Source organism: Streptomyces sp. NPDC018263 (genome assembly GCF_055562575.1).
Window position 1 is genome coordinate 648,190 of sequence record NZ_JBVHFA010000001.1, and the last position, 16,261, is coordinate 664,450.

Sequence of the window (16,261 nt, forward strand, 5' to 3'; positions counted from 1 at the left end):
TTCAGCGGTGCCGGCGCCCCTTGCCCCCACGGGTGGGCGTACCGGTCGAGGCCGGGGTGGGGGAGGACACGGGAACGGTGGCCGTCGTCGCGGGGGCGGTGGACGGCGGGGCCTTCTCGACGGCGGAGGCGCCCGCCGGCACGACCGTCGGCGCGGCCGACGGCGCGGCCGGGGAAGCGGACACCCCCGTGGTGGCCCGCGGCGGAGCGGTCGAGGGCCGGCCGTCGGCGGCGCCCGCGCCCACCGGGGACGTGGTGTCCGGCGCGCCGGGGACGGCCGGCACCCTGGACACGCCGGAGGTGGCCTGCCCCGTGCTCGCCGGGCGGTCGCCACCGGACGGCGACGAGGAGGAGGCCACCAGACCCGTGATCACCGCGGCGGCCCCGACCGTGCCGGCGACCGCCCCGGCCACCACCACCCGGCGGCTCCGCCCGGCCGGCCGCCGCCGGCGCCCGGGCCGCCCGCCGGTCGCACGCGCAACTTCCGTATCACCAGGGCCAGTCGGGCCGGCGGGCGCGGAGAGTTCGGTCAGGGCGGGCAGTTCACGGGTCTCGTCGTAGGCGCTCTGCCAGCCGTGGGCGGCGGCGGGGTCGGCGTACCCCTCGTAGGAGGGGGGCGGGGCGGCCGGGGGGCGGAAGACGATCGGCGGGACCGGCGCAGCACCGACCGCCTCGTGCGCGCCGTGCACCTCCGACCCGCACTCGCGTTCGGTAGACATGATCGTCGAATTGTAGGGAGGCGGACGCGCCCGGAACACCCCTCGGCGAAACCCGGTTAAACCGACGCGTCCCACGTGGTGGAGAACACACGCGCCACCGCACCGGGGGCCGTAAGCTCGCGGGCATGCAGGTGATCCAGTCGACCAAGCTCGCCAACGTCTGTTACGAGATCCGGGGCCCGGTGCTCGAGGAGGCGATGCGACTGGAGGCGGCCGGTCACCGCATCCTGAAGCTCAACACCGGCAACCCGGCCGCCTTCGGCTTCGAGTGCCCCCCGGAGATCCTGGAGGACATCCTCCGCAACGTCTCCACGGCCCACGGCTACGGCGACGCCAAGGGCCTGCTGGCCGCCCGCCGCGCGGTGGTCATGCACAACCAGACCCTCGGCATCGAGACCGACGTCGAGCACGTCTTCATCGGCAACGGCGTCTCCGAGCTGATCGTGATGGCCATGCAGGCCCTGCTCGACGACGGCGACGAGGTCCTCGTGCCCGCCCCGGACTACCCGCTGTGGACGGCGGCCGTCTCGCTGTCCGGCGGCACCGCCGTGCACTACCGGTGCGACGAGCAGGCCGACTGGATGCCCGACCTCGCGGACATCGAGCGCAAGATCACCGACCGCACCAAGGCCCTGGTGATCATCAACCCGAACAACCCCACGGGCGCGGTCTACGACGAGGCGATGCTCAAGGGCCTGACCGACATCGCCCGCCGCCACAACCTGCTGGTCTGCTCCGACGAGATCTACGACAAGATCCTCTACGACGGCGCGGTCCACACCCCCACCGCCAAGGTCGCCCCCGACCTGCTCACCCTCACCTTCAACGGCATGTCGAAGGCGTACCGGGTGGCCGGGTACCGGGTCGGCTGGATGGCCGTCTCCGGCCCGCGCGCGCACGCCGACTCCTACCTGGAGGGCCTGACGATCCTGGCCAACATGCGGCTGTGCGCCAACATGCCGGGCCAGCACGGCGTGGTCGCGGCGCTCTCCGGCCGCCAGTCGATCAAGGACCTGGTGCTGCCGGGCGGCCGGCTGAAGGAGCAGATGGACACGGCGTACGAGCTGCTCACCCAGATCCCCGGCGTGAGCTGCGTACGCCCCAAGGGCGCGCTGTACCTCTTCCCGCGCCTGGACCCGAAGGTCTTCAAGGTCAAGGACGACCGGCAGCTCGTCCTCGATCTGCTGCGCCAGGAGAAGATCATGGTGGTCCAGGGCACCGGCTTCAACTGGCCCGAGCCCGACCACTTCCGGGTCGTCACGCTGCCCAACGCCGCCGACCTGACGGACGCGGTGACCAGGATCGGAACGTTCCTGGACGGCTACGGTCAGCCGTAGTACCGACTCGACTCAACTTTAGACTGAATCCAAGCTAGGATGGTTTCCTGTCAGCGCAGAGGAGGCCGTCCCATGTACGAACCGATCCGCACCAAGTCGGTCCACAGCACCCCGGCGGCCTCGGACTTCCCGCACCGCTCGCGTGACGAGGAGCTGGACATCCAGTTGGCCGGACACCTCGGCGCCCTGCTCGCCGTCACCGACGAGCTGCGCGGCCCGGCCGCCGGACCCGAGCTGGACACGGCCGCCGAACGGCTCTCCGCCGAGGTGGCCCGGCTGCGCGGCGGCCGGCCTCCGGTACGGGCGGTGCCGGGAGCGGCCGCCGATCCGGCGCCGCTGCACCGGCGGGCGCACACCCTCGCGAGCCGCGCCCTGGTCGTCGCCGCCTCCCGCGCGGACACCGCCGCCGCGATCCTGGCCGCCCAGCGGATGGACGCGCACGCGGCGGCGCTGGCCGCGCCGAGGGAACTCAGCGCGGCCCGCTGACCGTGCTTCAGCCGAGGCGCTCGACCAGCGCCCGGTACTGGTCCCACAGCTCCCTGGGCGTGTGATCGCCGAAGGTGTTCAGGTGCTCGGGCACCAGGGACGCCTCCTCGCGCCAGACCTCCTTGTCGACGGTGAGCAGGAAGTCCAGCTCGGCCTCGGTGAGGTCCAGCCCCTCGGTGTCCAGGGAGCCCTTGGCCGGCAGCACGCCGATCGGGGTCTCGACACCCTCGGCGCGGCCGTCGAGGCGGTCCACGATCCACTTCAGGACGCGGCTGTTCTCCCCGAAGCCCGGCCAGACGAACTTGCCCTCGCCGTCCTTGCGGAACCAGTTGACGTAGTAGATCCGGGGCAGCTTCTCCGGGTCCTTGTCCTTGGCCACGTCGATCCAGTGGGTCATGTAGTCGCCCATGTTGTAGCCGCAGAACGGCAGCATGGCGAAGGGGTCGCGGCGCAGCTCACCGACCTTGCCCTCGGCGGCGGCGGTCTTCTCGCTGGCCACGTTGGCGCCGAGGAACACGCCGTGGTTCCAGTCGAAGGACTCGGTCACCAGCGGGACCGCGCTGGCCCGGCGGCCGCCGAAGAGGATCGCGGAGATCGGCACCCCGCGCGGGTCCTCCCACTCGGGCGCGATGATCGGGCACTGGTCGGCGGGGACCGTGAAGCGGGCGTTGGGGTGGGCGGCCGGGGTGCCGGACTCCGGCGTCCAGTCGTTGCCCTTCCAGTCGGTCAGGTGGGCGGGCTGCTCCTCGGTCATGCCCTCCCACCACACGTCGCCGTCGTCGGTGAGGGCGACGTTGGTGAAGACCGCGTTGCCCCACAGCGTCTTCATCGCGTTGGCGTTGGTGTGCTCACCGGTGCCGGGCGCGACGCCGAAGAACCCGGCCTCGGGGTTGATCGCGTAGAGCCGGCCGTCCTCGCCGAAGCGCATCCAGGCGATGTCGTCGCCGATGGTCTCCACGCTCCACCCGGAGACGGTGGGCTCCAGCATGGCGAGGTTGGTCTTGCCGCAGGCGGAGGGGAAGGCGGCGGCGACGTACTTGGCCTCGCCGTGCGGCGGGGTGAGCTTGAGGATGAGCATGTGCTCGGCCAGCCAGCCCTCGTCGCGGGCCATGACGGAGGCGATGCGCAGGGCGTAGCACTTCTTGCCGAGCAGCGCGTTGCCGCCGTAGCCGGAGCCGTAGGACCAGATCTCGCGGGACTCAGGGAAGTGCGAGATGTACTTGGTGGAGTTGCAGGGCCACGGCACGTCCTGCTCGCCCGGCGCCAGCGGGGCGCCCAGGGTGTGCACGGCCTTGACGAACTCGCCGTCCGTGCCCAGCTCCTCCAGCACCGCGCTGCCCATGCGGGTCATGGTGCGCATCGAGGCGGCGACGTAGGCGGAGTCGGTGATCTCCACGCCGAGCGCGGAGAGCGGGGAGCCGAGCGGGCCCATGCAGAAGGGCACGACGTACATCGTGCGGCCGCGCATCGAGCCCCGGAACAGGCCGCCCTCGCCGCCCGACCCCTGGAAGATCTCCCGCATCTCGGCGGGGTCCTTCCAGTGGTTGGTCGGGCCCGCGTCGGCCTCCTTCCGCGAGCAGATGAAGGTCCGGTCCTCGACCCGCGCGACGTCGGTCGGGTCGGAGGCCGCGTGGTACGAGTGCGGACGCTTGACGGGGTCGAGGCGGGTGAAGGTGCCCTTGGCGACGAGCTCCTCGCACAGGCGCTCGTACTCGGCCTCGGAGCCGTCACACCAGACCACGTTGTCCGGCTGCGTCAGTTCGGCGATCTCGTCTACCCACGAGATCAGATCCTGATGGGTGGTCGGGATGACGGTGGGAGCCGCGTTGTCGCGCGCCACGATCGCTCCTAAGTGAGGGTTCATTGCCCTGGGTGAGGGATTTTCTCGGCCCCTTGGGGGCTGCGGCCCGGATGCGCCGCGGCAACCCCGATCGGCCCGATCGGGAGTGCCGCTCATCCGGTACCGACCGCACTCATTTGATCATCCGATGTGAGTGCGCATATGTCCAGAGGGCGTCACAGGTGAGCGAGTACCCCCGAAACGGCGTGTCCCGCGTCCTTCCTGCTGACATGCGCACCTCTTTACGCGCACCTGGCGCACACATGGCGAATTCTTTGCGCGCGGAGCCCCTCGCGGACATGAGACGATGGATCTTGGTGTGGGCATGACCTCGGCCACACACCCAGGGGGACTGATCCGTAACCTACGGTTCCGTAGGTACGATGCGGTTCATGACTGCGTCCGTTTCCGCCGCGCTCAACCTGCCGGAACCCGTCAAGCCCCGGCTCCGTGGCTGGCTGCACCTGGGGATGTTCCCGGCCGCACTCATCGCGGGCCTGGTGCTCACCGCCCTCGCCGACTCCACCCGGGGCCGTATCGCCTGCGGCATCTACGCCCTGACGGCGTGTCTGCTCTTCGGTGTCAGCGCCCTGTACCACCGGGGCAACTGGAGCCCCCGGGCCGACCGCATCCTGCGCCGCCTCGACCACTCCAACATCTTCCTGATCATCGCCGGCACCTACACCCCGCTCACCCTGCTGCTCCTGCCGGGCAGCAAGGGGCGGTGGCTGCTGTGGGGCATCTGGGCCGCCGCCCTCGCGGGCATCGCGTTCCGCGTCTTCTGGGTCGGCGCGCCCCGCTGGCTGTACACCCCGTGCTACATCGCCATGGGCTGGGCCGCCGTCTTCTTCCTGCCCGACTTCATGCGCACCGGCGGCGTCGCCGTCCTGGTCCTGGTGGTCGTCGGCGGCCTGCTGTACAGCGCAGGAGGCGTGGTCTACGGCATCAAGAAGCCGAACCCGTCACCCCGCTGGTTCGGCTTCCACGAGGTCTTCCACTCCCTCACCCTGGCCGCGTTCATCGTGCACTACGTCGGCATCTCGCTGGTCGCCTACCAGCACGCCTGAGGCCGCCCGGGCCGGGTCCGTGCGCCCGTGCCATCCTGACCGGGTGAACGGACCCATGATCCACCTCGAAGTCGCCCCGGACCTGCACCTGTTCGTGCCGCACGCGCACCGCGCGGGCCCCGCCGAACTCGGCACCGACGGCGTCTCCTCGCTGGGCCATGTCGTGGAGTCCCTCGGCATCCCGCTGACCGAGGTCGGCACCCTCACCGTGGACGGCCGGGAAGTCCCCCGCGCCCACGTCCCGGCCGGCGGCGAGGTGGTCCACGTCGGCCCGGTCCCCCGCCCCCAGCCCGTACCCGGCGCCCCCTTGCGCTTCCTGCTCGACGTGCACCTGGGCACGCTGGCCCGCCGCATGCGCCTGCTCGGCGTGGACACGGCCTACGAGTCCACCGACATCGGCGACCCGGCGCTCGCCGCGCGCTCGGCCGCCGAACGCCGGGTCCTGCTCAGCCGGGACCGGGGACTGCTGCGCCGCCGCGAGCTGTGGGCCGGGGCCTACGTGTACAGCACCCGGCCCGAGCAGCAGCTCCGGGACGTGCTGGAGCGGTTCGCCCCGGAGCTGGCCCCCTGGTCCCGCTGCACCGCCTGCAACGGCCCGCTGCGCCCCGCCACCAAGTCCGAGGTGGCCGACCGGCTGGAGGCCGGCACGCGGGACACCTATGACGTGTTCGCCGCGTGCGGGGAGTGCGGGCGGGCGTACTGGAAGGGGGCCCACCATGAGCAGTTGGAGGCGATCGTGGCGGAGGCGGTGCGGTTCCGTTCCGGCCTGGGCTAGTTCTTGGTGCCGTCCACGATGACCGGGGCGCCGCCGGAGCCGCCGCCGCAGGGCACGGCGTACACCGGGTGGGCCTTGGCGGCCTCGCGGTAGGCGTCCAGGCACTGGTTGTAGAGGACCTTGTCGCTGAGGGAGCGTTCCAGGATCTTGTTGGCGCGGGCGGTGCCCTCGGCCTCGATCCGCTTGCGCTCGGCCTCCGCCTTGGCGGTCCGCGCGGCCTCGACGGCGCGCTCGGTGGCCTGCTCCTGCTGGATCTTCTTGTCGATCTGGCCCTGCAACTGCTTCGACGGCCGCACATTGCGCAGGTTGACGGTGGTCACGGCGATCCCGCGGGGCGCCAGCCGCTCCTTCACCTGGGTCTCGATCTCGGCGCTGATCCGCTCGCGGGCGGAGGCGTACCCCTCCTCGCTGGTGTGCTGGGCGAACACATTGCGGATGATCTCGCGGCTGTCCGGCAGCACCAGCCGTTCCTGCACCGCGTCCTCGCTGCCCGCCAGCCGGTACAGCTCGACCGCCTGGCGCGGGACGACGGCCCACTTGATGGTGACGTCGGCGTACAGCACCCCGCCCTGCGAGGAGCGGACCTCCACCCGGTCTTCGCCGCCCAGGTCGAGGTCGACCGGCCGGGTGGAGAAGGAGGTGACGTCGGTGAACGGCGACTTCAGATGTGCTCCGGAGGTCAGCGGGGTGCCGACCCGGCCGAATGTCACCGGGACGCCGACCTCATAGGCGCTCACCACATGAAGACAGGCGAAAAGACCGGCCAGGACCCCACCCAGGGCGCCGATCGCGGCCCCGATCTTCCACCCGGCCTCGGCTCTGCCGCGCCCGACGAAGAAGAGCACGACCGCGGCTATGAGCAGCAATATGGACAGCACGAACACGGGCTTCCCCCCACAGGATGCGCCACCCCGTCGGGCGGCGGGCAGCGCATCGTAACGGGCGCGGGTGTACGGGAAGTAGCCGTGCGGCGTGCCGGGTTCGGTCAGTCGCCGGCCAGCGCCGTGCGCAGCGCGTCGGGGTCGGTGACCGGGGCCTCGCAGGTGAAGTTCCGGCACACGTAGGCGGCGGGGTCACCGTCCACCAGGGGGCGGTGGGCGAGGAGGGGGAACTCCTCGCCGTCCGGGGTGCCCGCCGCGACGACCGCGCCGGGGGCGCCGGTGAGGAGGGCCGTGCGGTGCAGGGCGGCGGTGCGCTCGTCGGTGAGGGACGGGCCGACGACCGCGACCTCGCGGGGACCGTCGAGCTGCGCCTCGGCTGCGGCCAGGCCCCAGCCGACGAACCGGGGCACCCGCGGCCCGAGCGTCTTGACCACGCCGAGGGCCTGCTCGGCTGCGGTGCGATGGGCCTCGGAGCCGGTGTGGGCGGCGTAGGACAGCAGGGCGGCGGCCGCGGCGGACCAGCCGGAGGGGGTCGCGTTGTCGGTCGGGTCCTGCGGGCGGCGGATGAGCTGCTCGGCGTCGGAGGCGGTGTCGTACAGCGCGCCGGTCTCCGGGTCGGTGAAGCGGGTCATGACCTGGTCGAGGAGGAGCCCGGCGAAGTCCAGCCAGACACCCTCGCCGGTGACGGAGGCCAGCGCGAGGAAGCCCTCGGCGACGTCTGCGTAGTCCTCCAGCACCCCGGAGTTGGCCCCGGCGCGGCCGTCGCGGCTGGTCCGGGTGAGGTGGCCGTGCTCGTCGAGGTGGACCCGGACCAGGTGGTCGGCGGCGGCGAGGGCGGCCTCGATCAGGTCGGGGCGGCCGAAGTAGGCGCCGGCCTCGGCGAGCGCGGCGACGGCGAGGCCGTTCCAGGCGGCGACGACCTTGTCGTCCCGGCCGGGCGCGGGGCGCCGGGAGCGCTCGGCGAGCATGCGCTCTTTGATGGAGGCGATCCGTTCGGCGTCGAACACCCGCTCCGCCTGCGGCAGTTGGAGCACGGACTGACCGTGCTCGAAGCTGCCCTCGCCGGTCACGCCGAAGTACTCGGCGGCGAGGTCGCCGTCCTCGTCCCCGAGCAGGGCGCGCAGCTTCTCGGGCGTCCAGACGTAGTACGCGCCCTCGACGTGCCTGCCGGTGCCGTCGTCGCTGTCGGCGTCCAGCGCGGAGGCGAACCCGCCCTCCTCGGTGCGGAGTTCACCGACGAGGAAGTCGGCTGTCTCCAGCGCGATACGGCGGGCGAGGTCGGATCCGGTGGTGCGCCAGAGGTGGGCGTAGACCCGGCAGAGCAGCGCGTTGTCGTAGAGCATCTTCTCGAAGTGCGGCACGACCCAGTCGCGGTCCACGGAGTAGCGGGCGAAGCCGCCGCCGAGCTGGTCGTAGATGCCGCCGCGGGCCATGCGCTCGCAGGTGTCGGCGGCCATCTGGAGGGCGCCCTCGGAGCCGGTGCGGGCGTGGTGGCGCAGCAGGAACTCCAGGGCCATGGAGGGCGGGAACTTGGGCGCGCCGCCGAATCCGCCGCGCTGGGGGTCGTACTCGCGGGTGAGGCCGAGAAGGGCCTGCGCCAGCTCCTCCTCACCGGGGACTCCGGCGGCCTGCCGGACGATCTCCCGCTGGGCGAGGTCCCGCGTGATCTTCGCGGCCACCTCGGTGACCTCGTCCCGCCGGCCCTCCCACGCCTGGTGCACGCCTTCCAGCACCTGCCCGAAGGAGGGCATGCCGTGCCCCGGGCGGGGCGGGAAGTAGGTGCCGAAGTAGAAGGGCTCGGCGTCCGGCGTCAGGAACACGGTCATCGGCCACCCGCCCTGCCCGGTCGCCGCCTGCACCGCCTCCATGTACACCGCGTCGACGTCCGGCCGCTCCTCCCGGTCCACCTTCACACTGACGAAGTTCTCGTTCAGGTAGTCGGCGGTGGCCTGGTCCTCGAAGGACTCGTGCGCCATGACGTGACACCAGTGGCACGCGGAGTACCCGACGCTCAGCAGGATCGGCACATCCCGCCGCCTGGCCTCCTCGAACGCCTCCGGCCCCCAGGGGTACCAGTCGACCGGGTTGTCAGCGTGCTGGAGCAGATACGGCGAGGTCACGTCGGCTAGCCGGTTCATGCGATCCAGCCTCTCACAGGGGCCGGGGGCGGGCAGTGAAGCCCGCGGGCCGCGCAAGGGGTCAGGCGGGACGGGCCGTCAGGCCGGTGAGGTGGTCGTCCAGCAGTTCCGTCTGCCGCTCGGGCGGGAACCGGTCCGGGTCGAGCAGGCTCTGGACCACGAGGCCGAGCACGAAGGACTGGGCGCCGGCCGCGATGCGGTCCGGGTCGCCGGGCGGCAGTTCACCGAGGGCCTGGGCGGCGGCGACGCGTTCGGCCAGGCGGGACCGGCTCTCGGCGTACTTGCGGGCATGGTCGGCACCGATGGCCGGGTCGGCCAGGGCGGTGTCCCAGGAGGCGACCCAGACGCGATTGCTGTCGGTGGCCTCGGGGGTCAGCGGCAGGATGTCGAGCAGCGCGTCCCGCAGCGCCGCGAGCCCCGGCCCGCTGGAACGCCGGGGACGGGCGAGGGTGCGCTGCTCCAGCAGGTCGAGGGCGTACTCGACCAGGGCCCGCTTGGTCGGGAAGTAGTGGGTCAGCAGGCCGGTGGTCGCGCCGAGTTCGGCGGCCACGGCACGCAGCGTCAGCCCCGCGAAGCCGCGTGTCGCCATGACCTGCCAGACCGCCGCGGAGACGTCCCGCCGCCGCGCTTCGTGATCTCCCTTGGTACGTGGCATGCCGCCACGGTACATTTCCATAACACCTGTTACGCAAAGGGGAGGCCCTCATGTTCTCGCTGGCACTGCGCGACGGCGCCCGTCTCGCCCCGCTGGAGTCCTGGCACGCCGAGGAGTTCGCCGGGCATCTGGACCGCGCCCGCGAGCACATCCGTCCCTGGGTCGGCGCCGGGTTCGTCACCGTCGACGTGGCGGGCGCCCGGGCCACCCTCGAGCGGTACGCCACCCGCCAGGCCACCGACGGCGCCCGCCTGTACGGCATCTGGCGGGACGACACCCTGGTGGGCGGCGTGATGTTCACCGCCTTCGACACGGCGTCCGGCTCGTGCGAGGTCGGCTGCTGGCTGGAGCCGGCCGCCGAGGGCCACGGCCTGATCACGGCGGCCTGCGCCGCACTGCTGGACTGGGCGTTCGACACACGGGGCCTGCACCGGGCCGAGTGGCACTGCCGGGCCGACAACGACCGCAGCGCGGCGGTCGCCAAGCGGCTCGGCATGACGCTGGAAGGGGTGCGGCGCGAGGCGTGGCCGTACGGCGGCATACGGCACGACAAGCAGGTGTGGGCGGTGCTCGCCCCGGAGTGGCGCGCTCTCGAACGGTGAGCCGTCCTTCCTGATCCACGCCCCCTCGCGCTCCCCCCTCCCCCGAAGCACACTGGTGCGCAACGGAGTTGGTGGCGGGGAGGGGGAGATATGCGGGAGGCGCACCGGGGTGAGGCGGAGCGGCTTGTGGTGCGGGCCGTGGAGGAGGAGGTGCGGCGGTCGGGTGGGCGGACCGACGGGCAACTGCTGCTCACGCGGGCCCGCGCCGCGCTGGACGCGATGGCCGGGGCGGCGGCGGAGGAGTACGCCGCGTACACCCGCGCGCTCGACGCGTCCGAGGCGGACCGGCTCAGCTTCGGCCGGCGCTACGCCCGCGAGGGCGCCGGTACCCCGCTGCTGGTGGCCGCCGTCGCGGCGGTCGCCGCGGCCGTCGCCGACCTGTCCCTCGGCACCGGTACGGGCACCGCGCTCGGCGCGGGCGTCGTCGCTGGGGTCGCCGGAGCCGCCGCGACGGTGGTGAAGGTGGCCGGTACGCATCTGCCCGCCGCCCATCACCGCAAGGGCGCGGCGAGCCAGCCCGGCGGCCCCGAGCAGTTGCGGCTCCAGTGGCTCACCGCGCTGGAGGTGCGCGGCATCCGCCCCTTCCTGGACCAGCAGCGGATGCTCGCCGCCTCCACCGCCCCGAAGAAGAAGACCGGCCCGGCACTGCGCGGCGCGGACAAGAGCGCGGCGGCCCGGCGCCGGACCGTACTGGAACAGTCCTTCGGCCAACTCCCCGAGCCGGGGGACCTGTTCGCGGGCCGTACGGAGGAGCTGGCGCGGATCGGGCAGTGGGCGCGGGCCGCCCGCGCGGAGTCGGAGACCCGGCCGACCGTGGTCGTCCTGCACGGCGAGCCGGGCTCGGGCCGCACCACGCTCGCCGTCCGCGCGGCGCACGAACTGCGCGACCACTTCCGGGGCGCGGTCGTCGTCGACCTGCGCGGCGACGGCCCGGAGACCCGCCCGCTGCCCACCCGCGACGCCCTGCTGCACCTGCTGAACCGGCTCGGCGCACCCCGCGAGCAGTTGCTGTTCCGTGAGCACTCCTCCCCCGAGCAGCAGCTCAAACGGCTCGGCGAGCTGTACCACCAGCATCTGGCCGGCCTCCCGGTGACCATCGTGCTGGACGACGCCTGCGACCCCGCACAGGTGCGCGCGCTGATCCCCGAGCGCTCCGACAGCCTGGTCCTGGTCACCTCCCGCACCCCGCTGGAGCTGGACGCGGACCTGCCCGCCTGGGTGCACCACCTGCCCGTGAACGCGCTGGACGCGGCCGGTGCCGAGGAACTGCTGACCGCCTCCGCGCAGAACTCCCGCCACCCCCACGACGCCGAATCCACCGCGCGGATCGCCCAGTTGTGCGGCGGACTGCCGCTGGCGCTGCGCTGCGCGGGCTCGGCACTCGGCGCCCGTTCGGCGAGCGGGCTGGCGGCGGACCTCGCCGCGTACGGGCCGGTCGAGCCGGTGGAGCGGGCGCTGTGGCTGCGCTACAACGACCAGCCGGAGCCCGCCCGCCGGCTGCTGCGCCGGCTCGCGCTGGCCGGCCGGGCCTCGCTGGGCGTGGCGGCGGCCGCCGCGCTGCTGGGCACCGGCGAGGAGGAGGCGGGCCGGCACCTGGCCGCGCTGGCCCGCGCCGGGCTGCTGGACCATGTGCGCGGCGACCGGTACCGGCTGCACCACCTGGTCCGCGCCTTCGCGGAGGCACGGCTGCTGGACGAGGAGGAGCAGGTCGAGCGCACGGCCGCGCAGGAACGGCTGATCGTGAACTACGCGGAGCTGGCCGACTCGGTGCTGCGCCTGGTCGACGGCAACATGTCGACGCGGTCGGACCGGTTCGGCTCGCACGGCTTCGTCTCGCTGGAGGAGGCGCTGCGCTGGCTGGACGACGAGACCAGCTTCATCACGGCCACCCTGCGCCAGGCCGAGGGCGTGGACCAGGCGGCGGTGCTGAACCTGCTGGGCGCGCTGTGCGACTACTGCCTGCTGCGCGGCGACCTGTACCGGCTCGGGGAGATCAACGAGCTGGCGCAGGCCGTGGACGAGGGGCTGCTGGTGCGCTCGGTGCAGTGGCGTACCGGTATCGCGGCCCGGCAGCTCGGTGAGCTGGACAAGGCGCGCACCACGCTGGCCTCGGTGGTGGACCTGTACCGGGAGGCGCACCACGACGCGGGCGCCGCGCGCGCCCTGTGCTCCCTCGGCATCACCCTGCACCACCAGGGCAACCTGACCGAGGCGGCGGCCAAGCTCCAGGAGGCGCTGGACCTCCAGGCGCCCCCGCAGCTCGCCACCGACCGCGCCTGGACGATGCACGCGCTGGCCGCCGTACAGCGCGACCGGGCCCGGCTGCCGGAGGCGCTGGACCTGCTCAAGCGCTCACTGGTGCTGCACCGGGCGGGCGGCTCGGTGCACGGCGAGGCGTGGGCCCACTACCAGCTCGGCCAGCTCGCCCTGTGCCTGGGCGACGTACCCCGCGCGGAGGACGAGCTGCGGGCCGCGCTGGAGCGGTACGGGCGGACCCGCGACGCCCGCGGCGAGGCGTGGGCGCTGACCCAGCTCGCGCGGGCCCGGCTGGTCGACGGGGACGCGGCGGCGGCCGTGGAGGGGCTGCGGCAGGCGGCCGTGCGGCACCGGGACAACGAGGACGCGCGCGGTGAGGCGTGGACGCTGTACCACCTGGGGCAGGCGCTGGAGGAGACCGGTGACCTGGACCGGGCGGTGCGGGAGCTGGAGCGCTCGCGCACGATGTTCTCCCGGATGCGGGACGTGTACGGGCTGGCCTGCGCCCGGCACCACTCGGCCCGGGTGACCCGCGACCAGCGCGCGGCGCAGACCGGCTCGCTGCGCAACTCCGGGTTCGCCCGCCAGTTGCTGGTCGACGCCCGCGCCGACTTCCAGCGGGTCGGGGTGCCGCACGGCGAGGCGTGGTCCTGCCTGGAGCTGGCGGTGGTGGACGCGGGCAACGGGCGCACCCAGCAGGCGCTGGCCCTGTGCGACGAGGCGCTCACCCTGTTCACCGCCTACGGCGACCGGCGCGGTGAGGACTGGGCGCGGTTCCTGCGCTGCACCCTGCTGCCGTACGCGGCGCCGGGCGGCAGCGAGGTGGGCACGGCGGTCGCCCAGGAGGAGCTGGCCCGCCTGGTCCGCGCCGAGCACCCGGCCCGCGACGAACGGCTCACCGACTGCGCCCCGGCGTACGCCCTGCTGCTGGAGCGGGGCGTGAGCCTGGAGTCGGGCTGGCAGGCGTGGCGGCTGCGGATGACCCCGGCCCGGCACGCCCGCGATGTGCTGGGGGTGCCGGTACCGAACAAGGGGTGACGAGGGGCGCCAAGGGGCGCCAAGGGGTGCCATGGGGTGAGCGAGGCGCCGGCGGGGCGCGGCCGTCGTTCCGGTCGCGCCCGTCGGTGGGTTCCGCCCGTCGGTGGGTCGGCCCCGGGGGGGGTCAGCCCTGGCGGGACTCGGTCTTCGTGGCGGAGGTCTCGCCCTCGGCGGGCGCCTCCTTGAAGTCGACCTTGCCCATGTGCTTGCTCATCGACTTCATCAGCCCCCAGACGGCCAGGGCCATCACCGCGAACACGATGAAGCCGAGGACACCGGGGGTGACCTTGTTCTCGTCGATCTCCTTGGCGAGAGGGACGAGATGCGTCACTGCGAGGCTCACGCTTGCGCTCATGTCAGGCATTGTCCCGGATGCCCGCGAAGAGGTCGTCCTCGGGGAGGGAGGTGTCCACGAGGGACTTCGCCAGCTCGTACTCCTCGGTGGGCCAGACCTTCTTCTGGAGCTCCATCGGGACCTTGAACCAGCCGCCGTCGGGGTCGATCTGGGTGGCGTGCGCGATCAGCGCCTTGTCCCGGATCTCGAAGAAGTCCGCGCAGGGAACGTGCGTGGTCAGCGTGCGCTCGACCCGCTCGAACTCCTTCCAGCGCTTGAGCCAGTCCCCGTACGGCGACTCCAGCCCGCTGTCCAGCATCGCCTGGTGCAGGGCCTCGGTGCGGGGGCGGTTGAAGCCCTGGTTGTAGTACAGCTTCTGCGGCTGGTAGGCGGGGCCGAACTCGGCCTCCGGGTACTTCTCGGTGTCCGCCGCGCCCTCGAACGCCACCATCGAGATCTTGTGGGTCATGATGTGGTCGGGGTGCGGGTAACCGCCGTTCTCGTCGTAGGTGGTGATCACCTGCGGGCGGAACGCGCGGATCTTGCGGACCAGCTCGCCGGCCGCCTTGTCGACGTCCTCCAGCGCGAAGCAGCCCTCGGGCAGCGGGGGCAGCGGGTCGCCCTCGGGCAGGCCGGAGTCGACGAAGCCGAGCCACTCCTGCTTGACCCCGAGGATCTCGCGGGCCTCGTCCATCTCCTTCTTGCGCACCTCGTGGATGTGCTCCTCGATGTACGCGTCGCCCTGGAGCTTGGGGTTGAGGATGGAACCGCGCTCTCCACCGGTGCAGGTCACCACCAGCACGTCCACCCCGTCGGACACGTACTTCGCCATGGTGGCCGCGCCCTTGCTCGACTCGTCGTCGGGGTGCGCGTGGACGGCCATCAGTCGTAGCTGGTCAGTCAAGACATGTTCCTTGTTGGTCGGCGCCCCGTGGTCTCAGGGGCAGTCAACGGGTGCCGTGCCTGGGGCACGTCGTCCATGGGGCGGCGGTCGGAGGGCGGGCGGCAGGCTTCTATAGTGACCGAATCGGGGGGCGAATAATTCCGCGGAGAGGACGATCATGGCTACGGCGAGCACGCGGCTGCCCGAGGGCCGTTACGGCCGCTCCTCGGACGAGCGTGCCGACCACCGGCTCAAGATCCTCGGCGCGGTCCTGGGCGTGGCCCTGCTCGCGCTGGTCGGCTACTTCGCCTACCACTACGTCGCCAGGAACGAGATCAGCGCCCAGGTCATCACCTTCCAGGCCACCGACCACGAGGTCCGGGCACACCTGGAGGTCCACCGGGACGCCGGCGTCGACGGCTACTGCACGCTGCGCTCCCAGTCGGCCGACGGGACCGAGGTCGGCCGGGCCGACTTCCGCTTCTCCGGGCCGGACACGCGGGTCGACAGGGTCGTCACGCTCCGTACGACCGCCAAGGGCGGCACCGCCGAACTGCTGGGCTGCCACGCAGGCTGAGGCATCACCCGGAATGCGTACGGCGTGACCTGCGTCGATGCGATTCTGATGGCTTATGTCCTCCCCCTTTCGCCCTTGAATTGTTAGGCTCGTGGTTTCGCCCATCCAAGAGAGAACATGCTTCTGGGTAGGGCGATGCTTTGTATCCCCAGTACCGACGAGGAGCACCCTGTGACCCAGACCAGCGAGAACGTCACCTGGCTGACCCAGGAGGCGTACAACAAGCTCAAGGACGAGCTTGAGTACCTTACTGGTCCTGCGCGCACGGAGATCGCGGCCAAGATCGCGGCTGCGCGCGAGGAGGGCGACCTGCGCGAGAACGGCGGGTACCACGCGGCCAAGGAGGAGCAGGGCAAGCAGGAGCTGCGCGTGCGCCAGCTCACCCAGCTCCTGGAGAACGCCCAGGTGGGCGAGGCCCCGACCTCCACCGACGGGACCGTCGCGCCGGGCATGGTCGTCACGATCGCCTTCGACGGCGACGAGGACGACACGATGACCTTCCTGCTCGCCTCCCGCGAGTACGCCAGCTCCGATGTCGAGACGTACTCGCCGCAGTCCCCGCTCGGCTCGGGCGTGATCGGCCACAAGGTCGGCGAGGACGCGGAGTACGAGCTGCCGAACGGCAAGAAGGCCACGGTGAAGATCCTCAAGGCCGAGCCGTACTCGAGCTGACC

General features: G+C 72.4%; 15 protein-coding genes. 8 read left to right on the forward strand and 7 right to left on the reverse strand.

Annotated elements, in window-relative coordinates; translation table 11 throughout:
* Position 1: 1 nt before the first annotated feature.
* The gene (locus ACZ3HQ_RS02975; protein ID WP_467507426.1) at positions 2-718 is read right to left on the reverse strand and encodes a hypothetical protein; all 717 of its coding nucleotides are present in this window, start codon (positions 716-718) and stop codon (positions 2-4) included.
* Positions 719-843: 125 nt separating this feature from the next.
* Between ACZ3HQ_RS02975 and ACZ3HQ_RS02980 the strand changes: the two genes are divergently transcribed.
* Together ACZ3HQ_RS02980 and ACZ3HQ_RS02985 are read left to right on the forward strand one after the other, a co-directional pair.
* Positions 844-2,055 (forward strand): pyridoxal phosphate-dependent aminotransferase, encoded by a 1,212-nt coding sequence (locus ACZ3HQ_RS02980; protein ID WP_467507428.1) that lies wholly within the window; start codon positions 844-846, stop codon positions 2,053-2,055.
* A 72-nt stretch (positions 2,056-2,127) separates the two neighbouring features.
* On the forward strand, positions 2,128-2,541 hold the full coding sequence (locus tag ACZ3HQ_RS02985) for an SCO4983 family protein (RefSeq protein ID WP_467507430.1): 414 nt from the start codon (positions 2,128-2,130) through the stop codon (positions 2,539-2,541).
* 7 nt (positions 2,542-2,548) lie between these two features.
* Here the strand turns inward: ACZ3HQ_RS02985 and ACZ3HQ_RS02990 are convergent, their stop codons facing one another.
* Entirely contained in the window at positions 2,549-4,381 is a 1,833-nt protein-coding gene (locus ACZ3HQ_RS02990) for a phosphoenolpyruvate carboxykinase (GTP) (protein ID WP_467507432.1), read from the reverse strand.
* Between the two features lie 383 nt (positions 4,382-4,764).
* On the opposite strand from ACZ3HQ_RS02990, the gene trhA reads away from it, so the two are divergent.
* A complete protein-coding gene (gene trhA / locus ACZ3HQ_RS02995; protein WP_467507434.1) occupies positions 4,765-5,448 on the forward strand; it encodes a PAQR family membrane homeostasis protein TrhA in 684 nt (227 codons plus the stop codon).
* Between the two features lie 43 nt (positions 5,449-5,491).
* Complete coding sequence (locus ACZ3HQ_RS03000; protein ID WP_467507436.1) at positions 5,492-6,223, forward strand: Mut7-C RNAse domain-containing protein; 732 nt, start codon at positions 5,492-5,494, stop codon at positions 6,221-6,223.
* On the opposite strand, the gene ACZ3HQ_RS03005 is transcribed toward ACZ3HQ_RS03000, so the two are convergent.
* The 3 genes from ACZ3HQ_RS03005 to ACZ3HQ_RS03015 form a co-directional block, all read right to left on the reverse strand.
* The gene (locus tag ACZ3HQ_RS03005; RefSeq protein ID WP_467507438.1) at positions 6,220-7,101 is read right to left on the reverse strand and encodes a prohibitin family protein; all 882 of its coding nucleotides are present in this window, start codon (positions 7,099-7,101) and stop codon (positions 6,220-6,222) included. The genes ACZ3HQ_RS03000 and ACZ3HQ_RS03005 overlap by 4 nt on opposite strands.
* A 107-nt stretch (positions 7,102-7,208) precedes the next feature.
* Entirely contained in the window at positions 7,209-9,242 is a 2,034-nt protein-coding gene (locus ACZ3HQ_RS03010; RefSeq protein WP_467507440.1) for a thioredoxin domain-containing protein, read from the reverse strand.
* A gap of 61 nt (positions 9,243-9,303) precedes the next feature.
* A complete protein-coding gene (locus ACZ3HQ_RS03015) occupies positions 9,304-9,897 on the reverse strand; it encodes a TetR/AcrR family transcriptional regulator (protein WP_467507442.1) in 594 nt (197 codons plus the stop codon).
* A 50-nt stretch (positions 9,898-9,947) separates the two neighbouring features.
* On the opposite strand from ACZ3HQ_RS03015, the gene ACZ3HQ_RS03020 reads away from it, so the two are divergent.
* Both ACZ3HQ_RS03020 and ACZ3HQ_RS03025 read left to right on the forward strand, forming a co-directional pair.
* Positions 9,948-10,499: a GNAT family N-acetyltransferase gene (locus ACZ3HQ_RS03020; protein ID WP_467507444.1), complete on the forward strand. Its 552-nt coding sequence runs from the start codon at positions 9,948-9,950 to the stop codon at positions 10,497-10,499.
* Between the two features lie 90 nt (positions 10,500-10,589).
* Positions 10,590-13,793: a tetratricopeptide repeat protein gene (locus tag ACZ3HQ_RS03025; RefSeq protein ID WP_467507446.1), complete on the forward strand. Its 3,204-nt coding sequence runs from the start codon at positions 10,590-10,592 to the stop codon at positions 13,791-13,793.
* A gap of 124 nt (positions 13,794-13,917) precedes the next feature.
* Here ACZ3HQ_RS03025 and ACZ3HQ_RS03030 read toward each other — a convergent pair whose 3' ends face one another.
* Together ACZ3HQ_RS03030 and mca are read right to left on the reverse strand one after the other, a co-directional pair.
* On the reverse strand, positions 13,918-14,157 hold the full coding sequence (locus ACZ3HQ_RS03030; RefSeq protein ID WP_078873247.1) for a hypothetical protein: 240 nt from the start codon (positions 14,155-14,157) through the stop codon (positions 13,918-13,920).
* The gene (gene mca / locus ACZ3HQ_RS03035) at positions 14,150-15,031 is read right to left on the reverse strand and encodes a mycothiol conjugate amidase Mca (RefSeq protein ID WP_037854939.1); all 882 of its coding nucleotides are present in this window, start codon (positions 15,029-15,031) and stop codon (positions 14,150-14,152) included. Before mca ends, ACZ3HQ_RS03030 begins: the two co-directional genes overlap by 8 nt.
* A gap of 157 nt (positions 15,032-15,188) precedes the next feature.
* On the opposite strand from mca, the gene ACZ3HQ_RS03040 reads away from it, so the two are divergent.
* Both ACZ3HQ_RS03040 and greA read left to right on the forward strand, forming a co-directional pair.
* Positions 15,189-15,587: a DUF4307 domain-containing protein gene (locus ACZ3HQ_RS03040; RefSeq protein ID WP_467507449.1), complete on the forward strand. Its 399-nt coding sequence runs from the start codon at positions 15,189-15,191 to the stop codon at positions 15,585-15,587.
* A 171-nt stretch (positions 15,588-15,758) separates the two neighbouring features.
* Positions 15,759-16,259 (forward strand): transcription elongation factor GreA, encoded by a 501-nt coding sequence (gene greA, locus ACZ3HQ_RS03045; protein WP_467507451.1) that lies wholly within the window; start codon positions 15,759-15,761, stop codon positions 16,257-16,259.
* The last annotated feature ends 2 nt before the right edge of the window (positions 16,260-16,261 follow it).

Excerpts from the sequence above, each read along its gene's own strand:
- ACZ3HQ_RS02975 (WP_467507426.1), bottom strand. The coding sequence starts at position 718 with ATGTCTACCGAACGCGAGTGCGGGTCGGAGGTGCACGGCGCGCACGAG.
- ACZ3HQ_RS02980 (WP_467507428.1), top strand. The coding sequence starts at position 844 with ATGCAGGTGATCCAGTCGACCAAGCTCGCCAACGTCTGTTACGAGATC.
- ACZ3HQ_RS02985 (WP_467507430.1), top strand. The coding sequence starts at position 2,128 with ATGTACGAACCGATCCGCACCAAGTCGGTCCACAGCACCCCGGCGGCC.
- trhA (WP_467507434.1), top strand. The coding sequence starts at position 4,765 with ATGCGGTTCATGACTGCGTCCGTTTCCGCCGCGCTCAACCTGCCGGAA.
- ACZ3HQ_RS03010 (WP_467507440.1), bottom strand. The coding sequence starts at position 9,242 with ATGAACCGGCTAGCCGACGTGACCTCGCCGTATCTGCTCCAGCACGCT.
- ACZ3HQ_RS03015 (WP_467507442.1), bottom strand. The coding sequence starts at position 9,897 with ATGCCACGTACCAAGGGAGATCACGAAGCGCGGCGGCGGGACGTCTCC.
- ACZ3HQ_RS03020 (WP_467507444.1), top strand. The coding sequence starts at position 9,948 with ATGTTCTCGCTGGCACTGCGCGACGGCGCCCGTCTCGCCCCGCTGGAG.
- ACZ3HQ_RS03025 (WP_467507446.1), top strand. The coding sequence starts at position 10,590 with ATGCGGGAGGCGCACCGGGGTGAGGCGGAGCGGCTTGTGGTGCGGGCC.
- ACZ3HQ_RS03030 (WP_078873247.1), bottom strand. The coding sequence starts at position 14,157 with ATGCCTGACATGAGCGCAAGCGTGAGCCTCGCAGTGACGCATCTCGTC.
- ACZ3HQ_RS03040 (WP_467507449.1), top strand. The coding sequence starts at position 15,189 with ATGGCTACGGCGAGCACGCGGCTGCCCGAGGGCCGTTACGGCCGCTCC.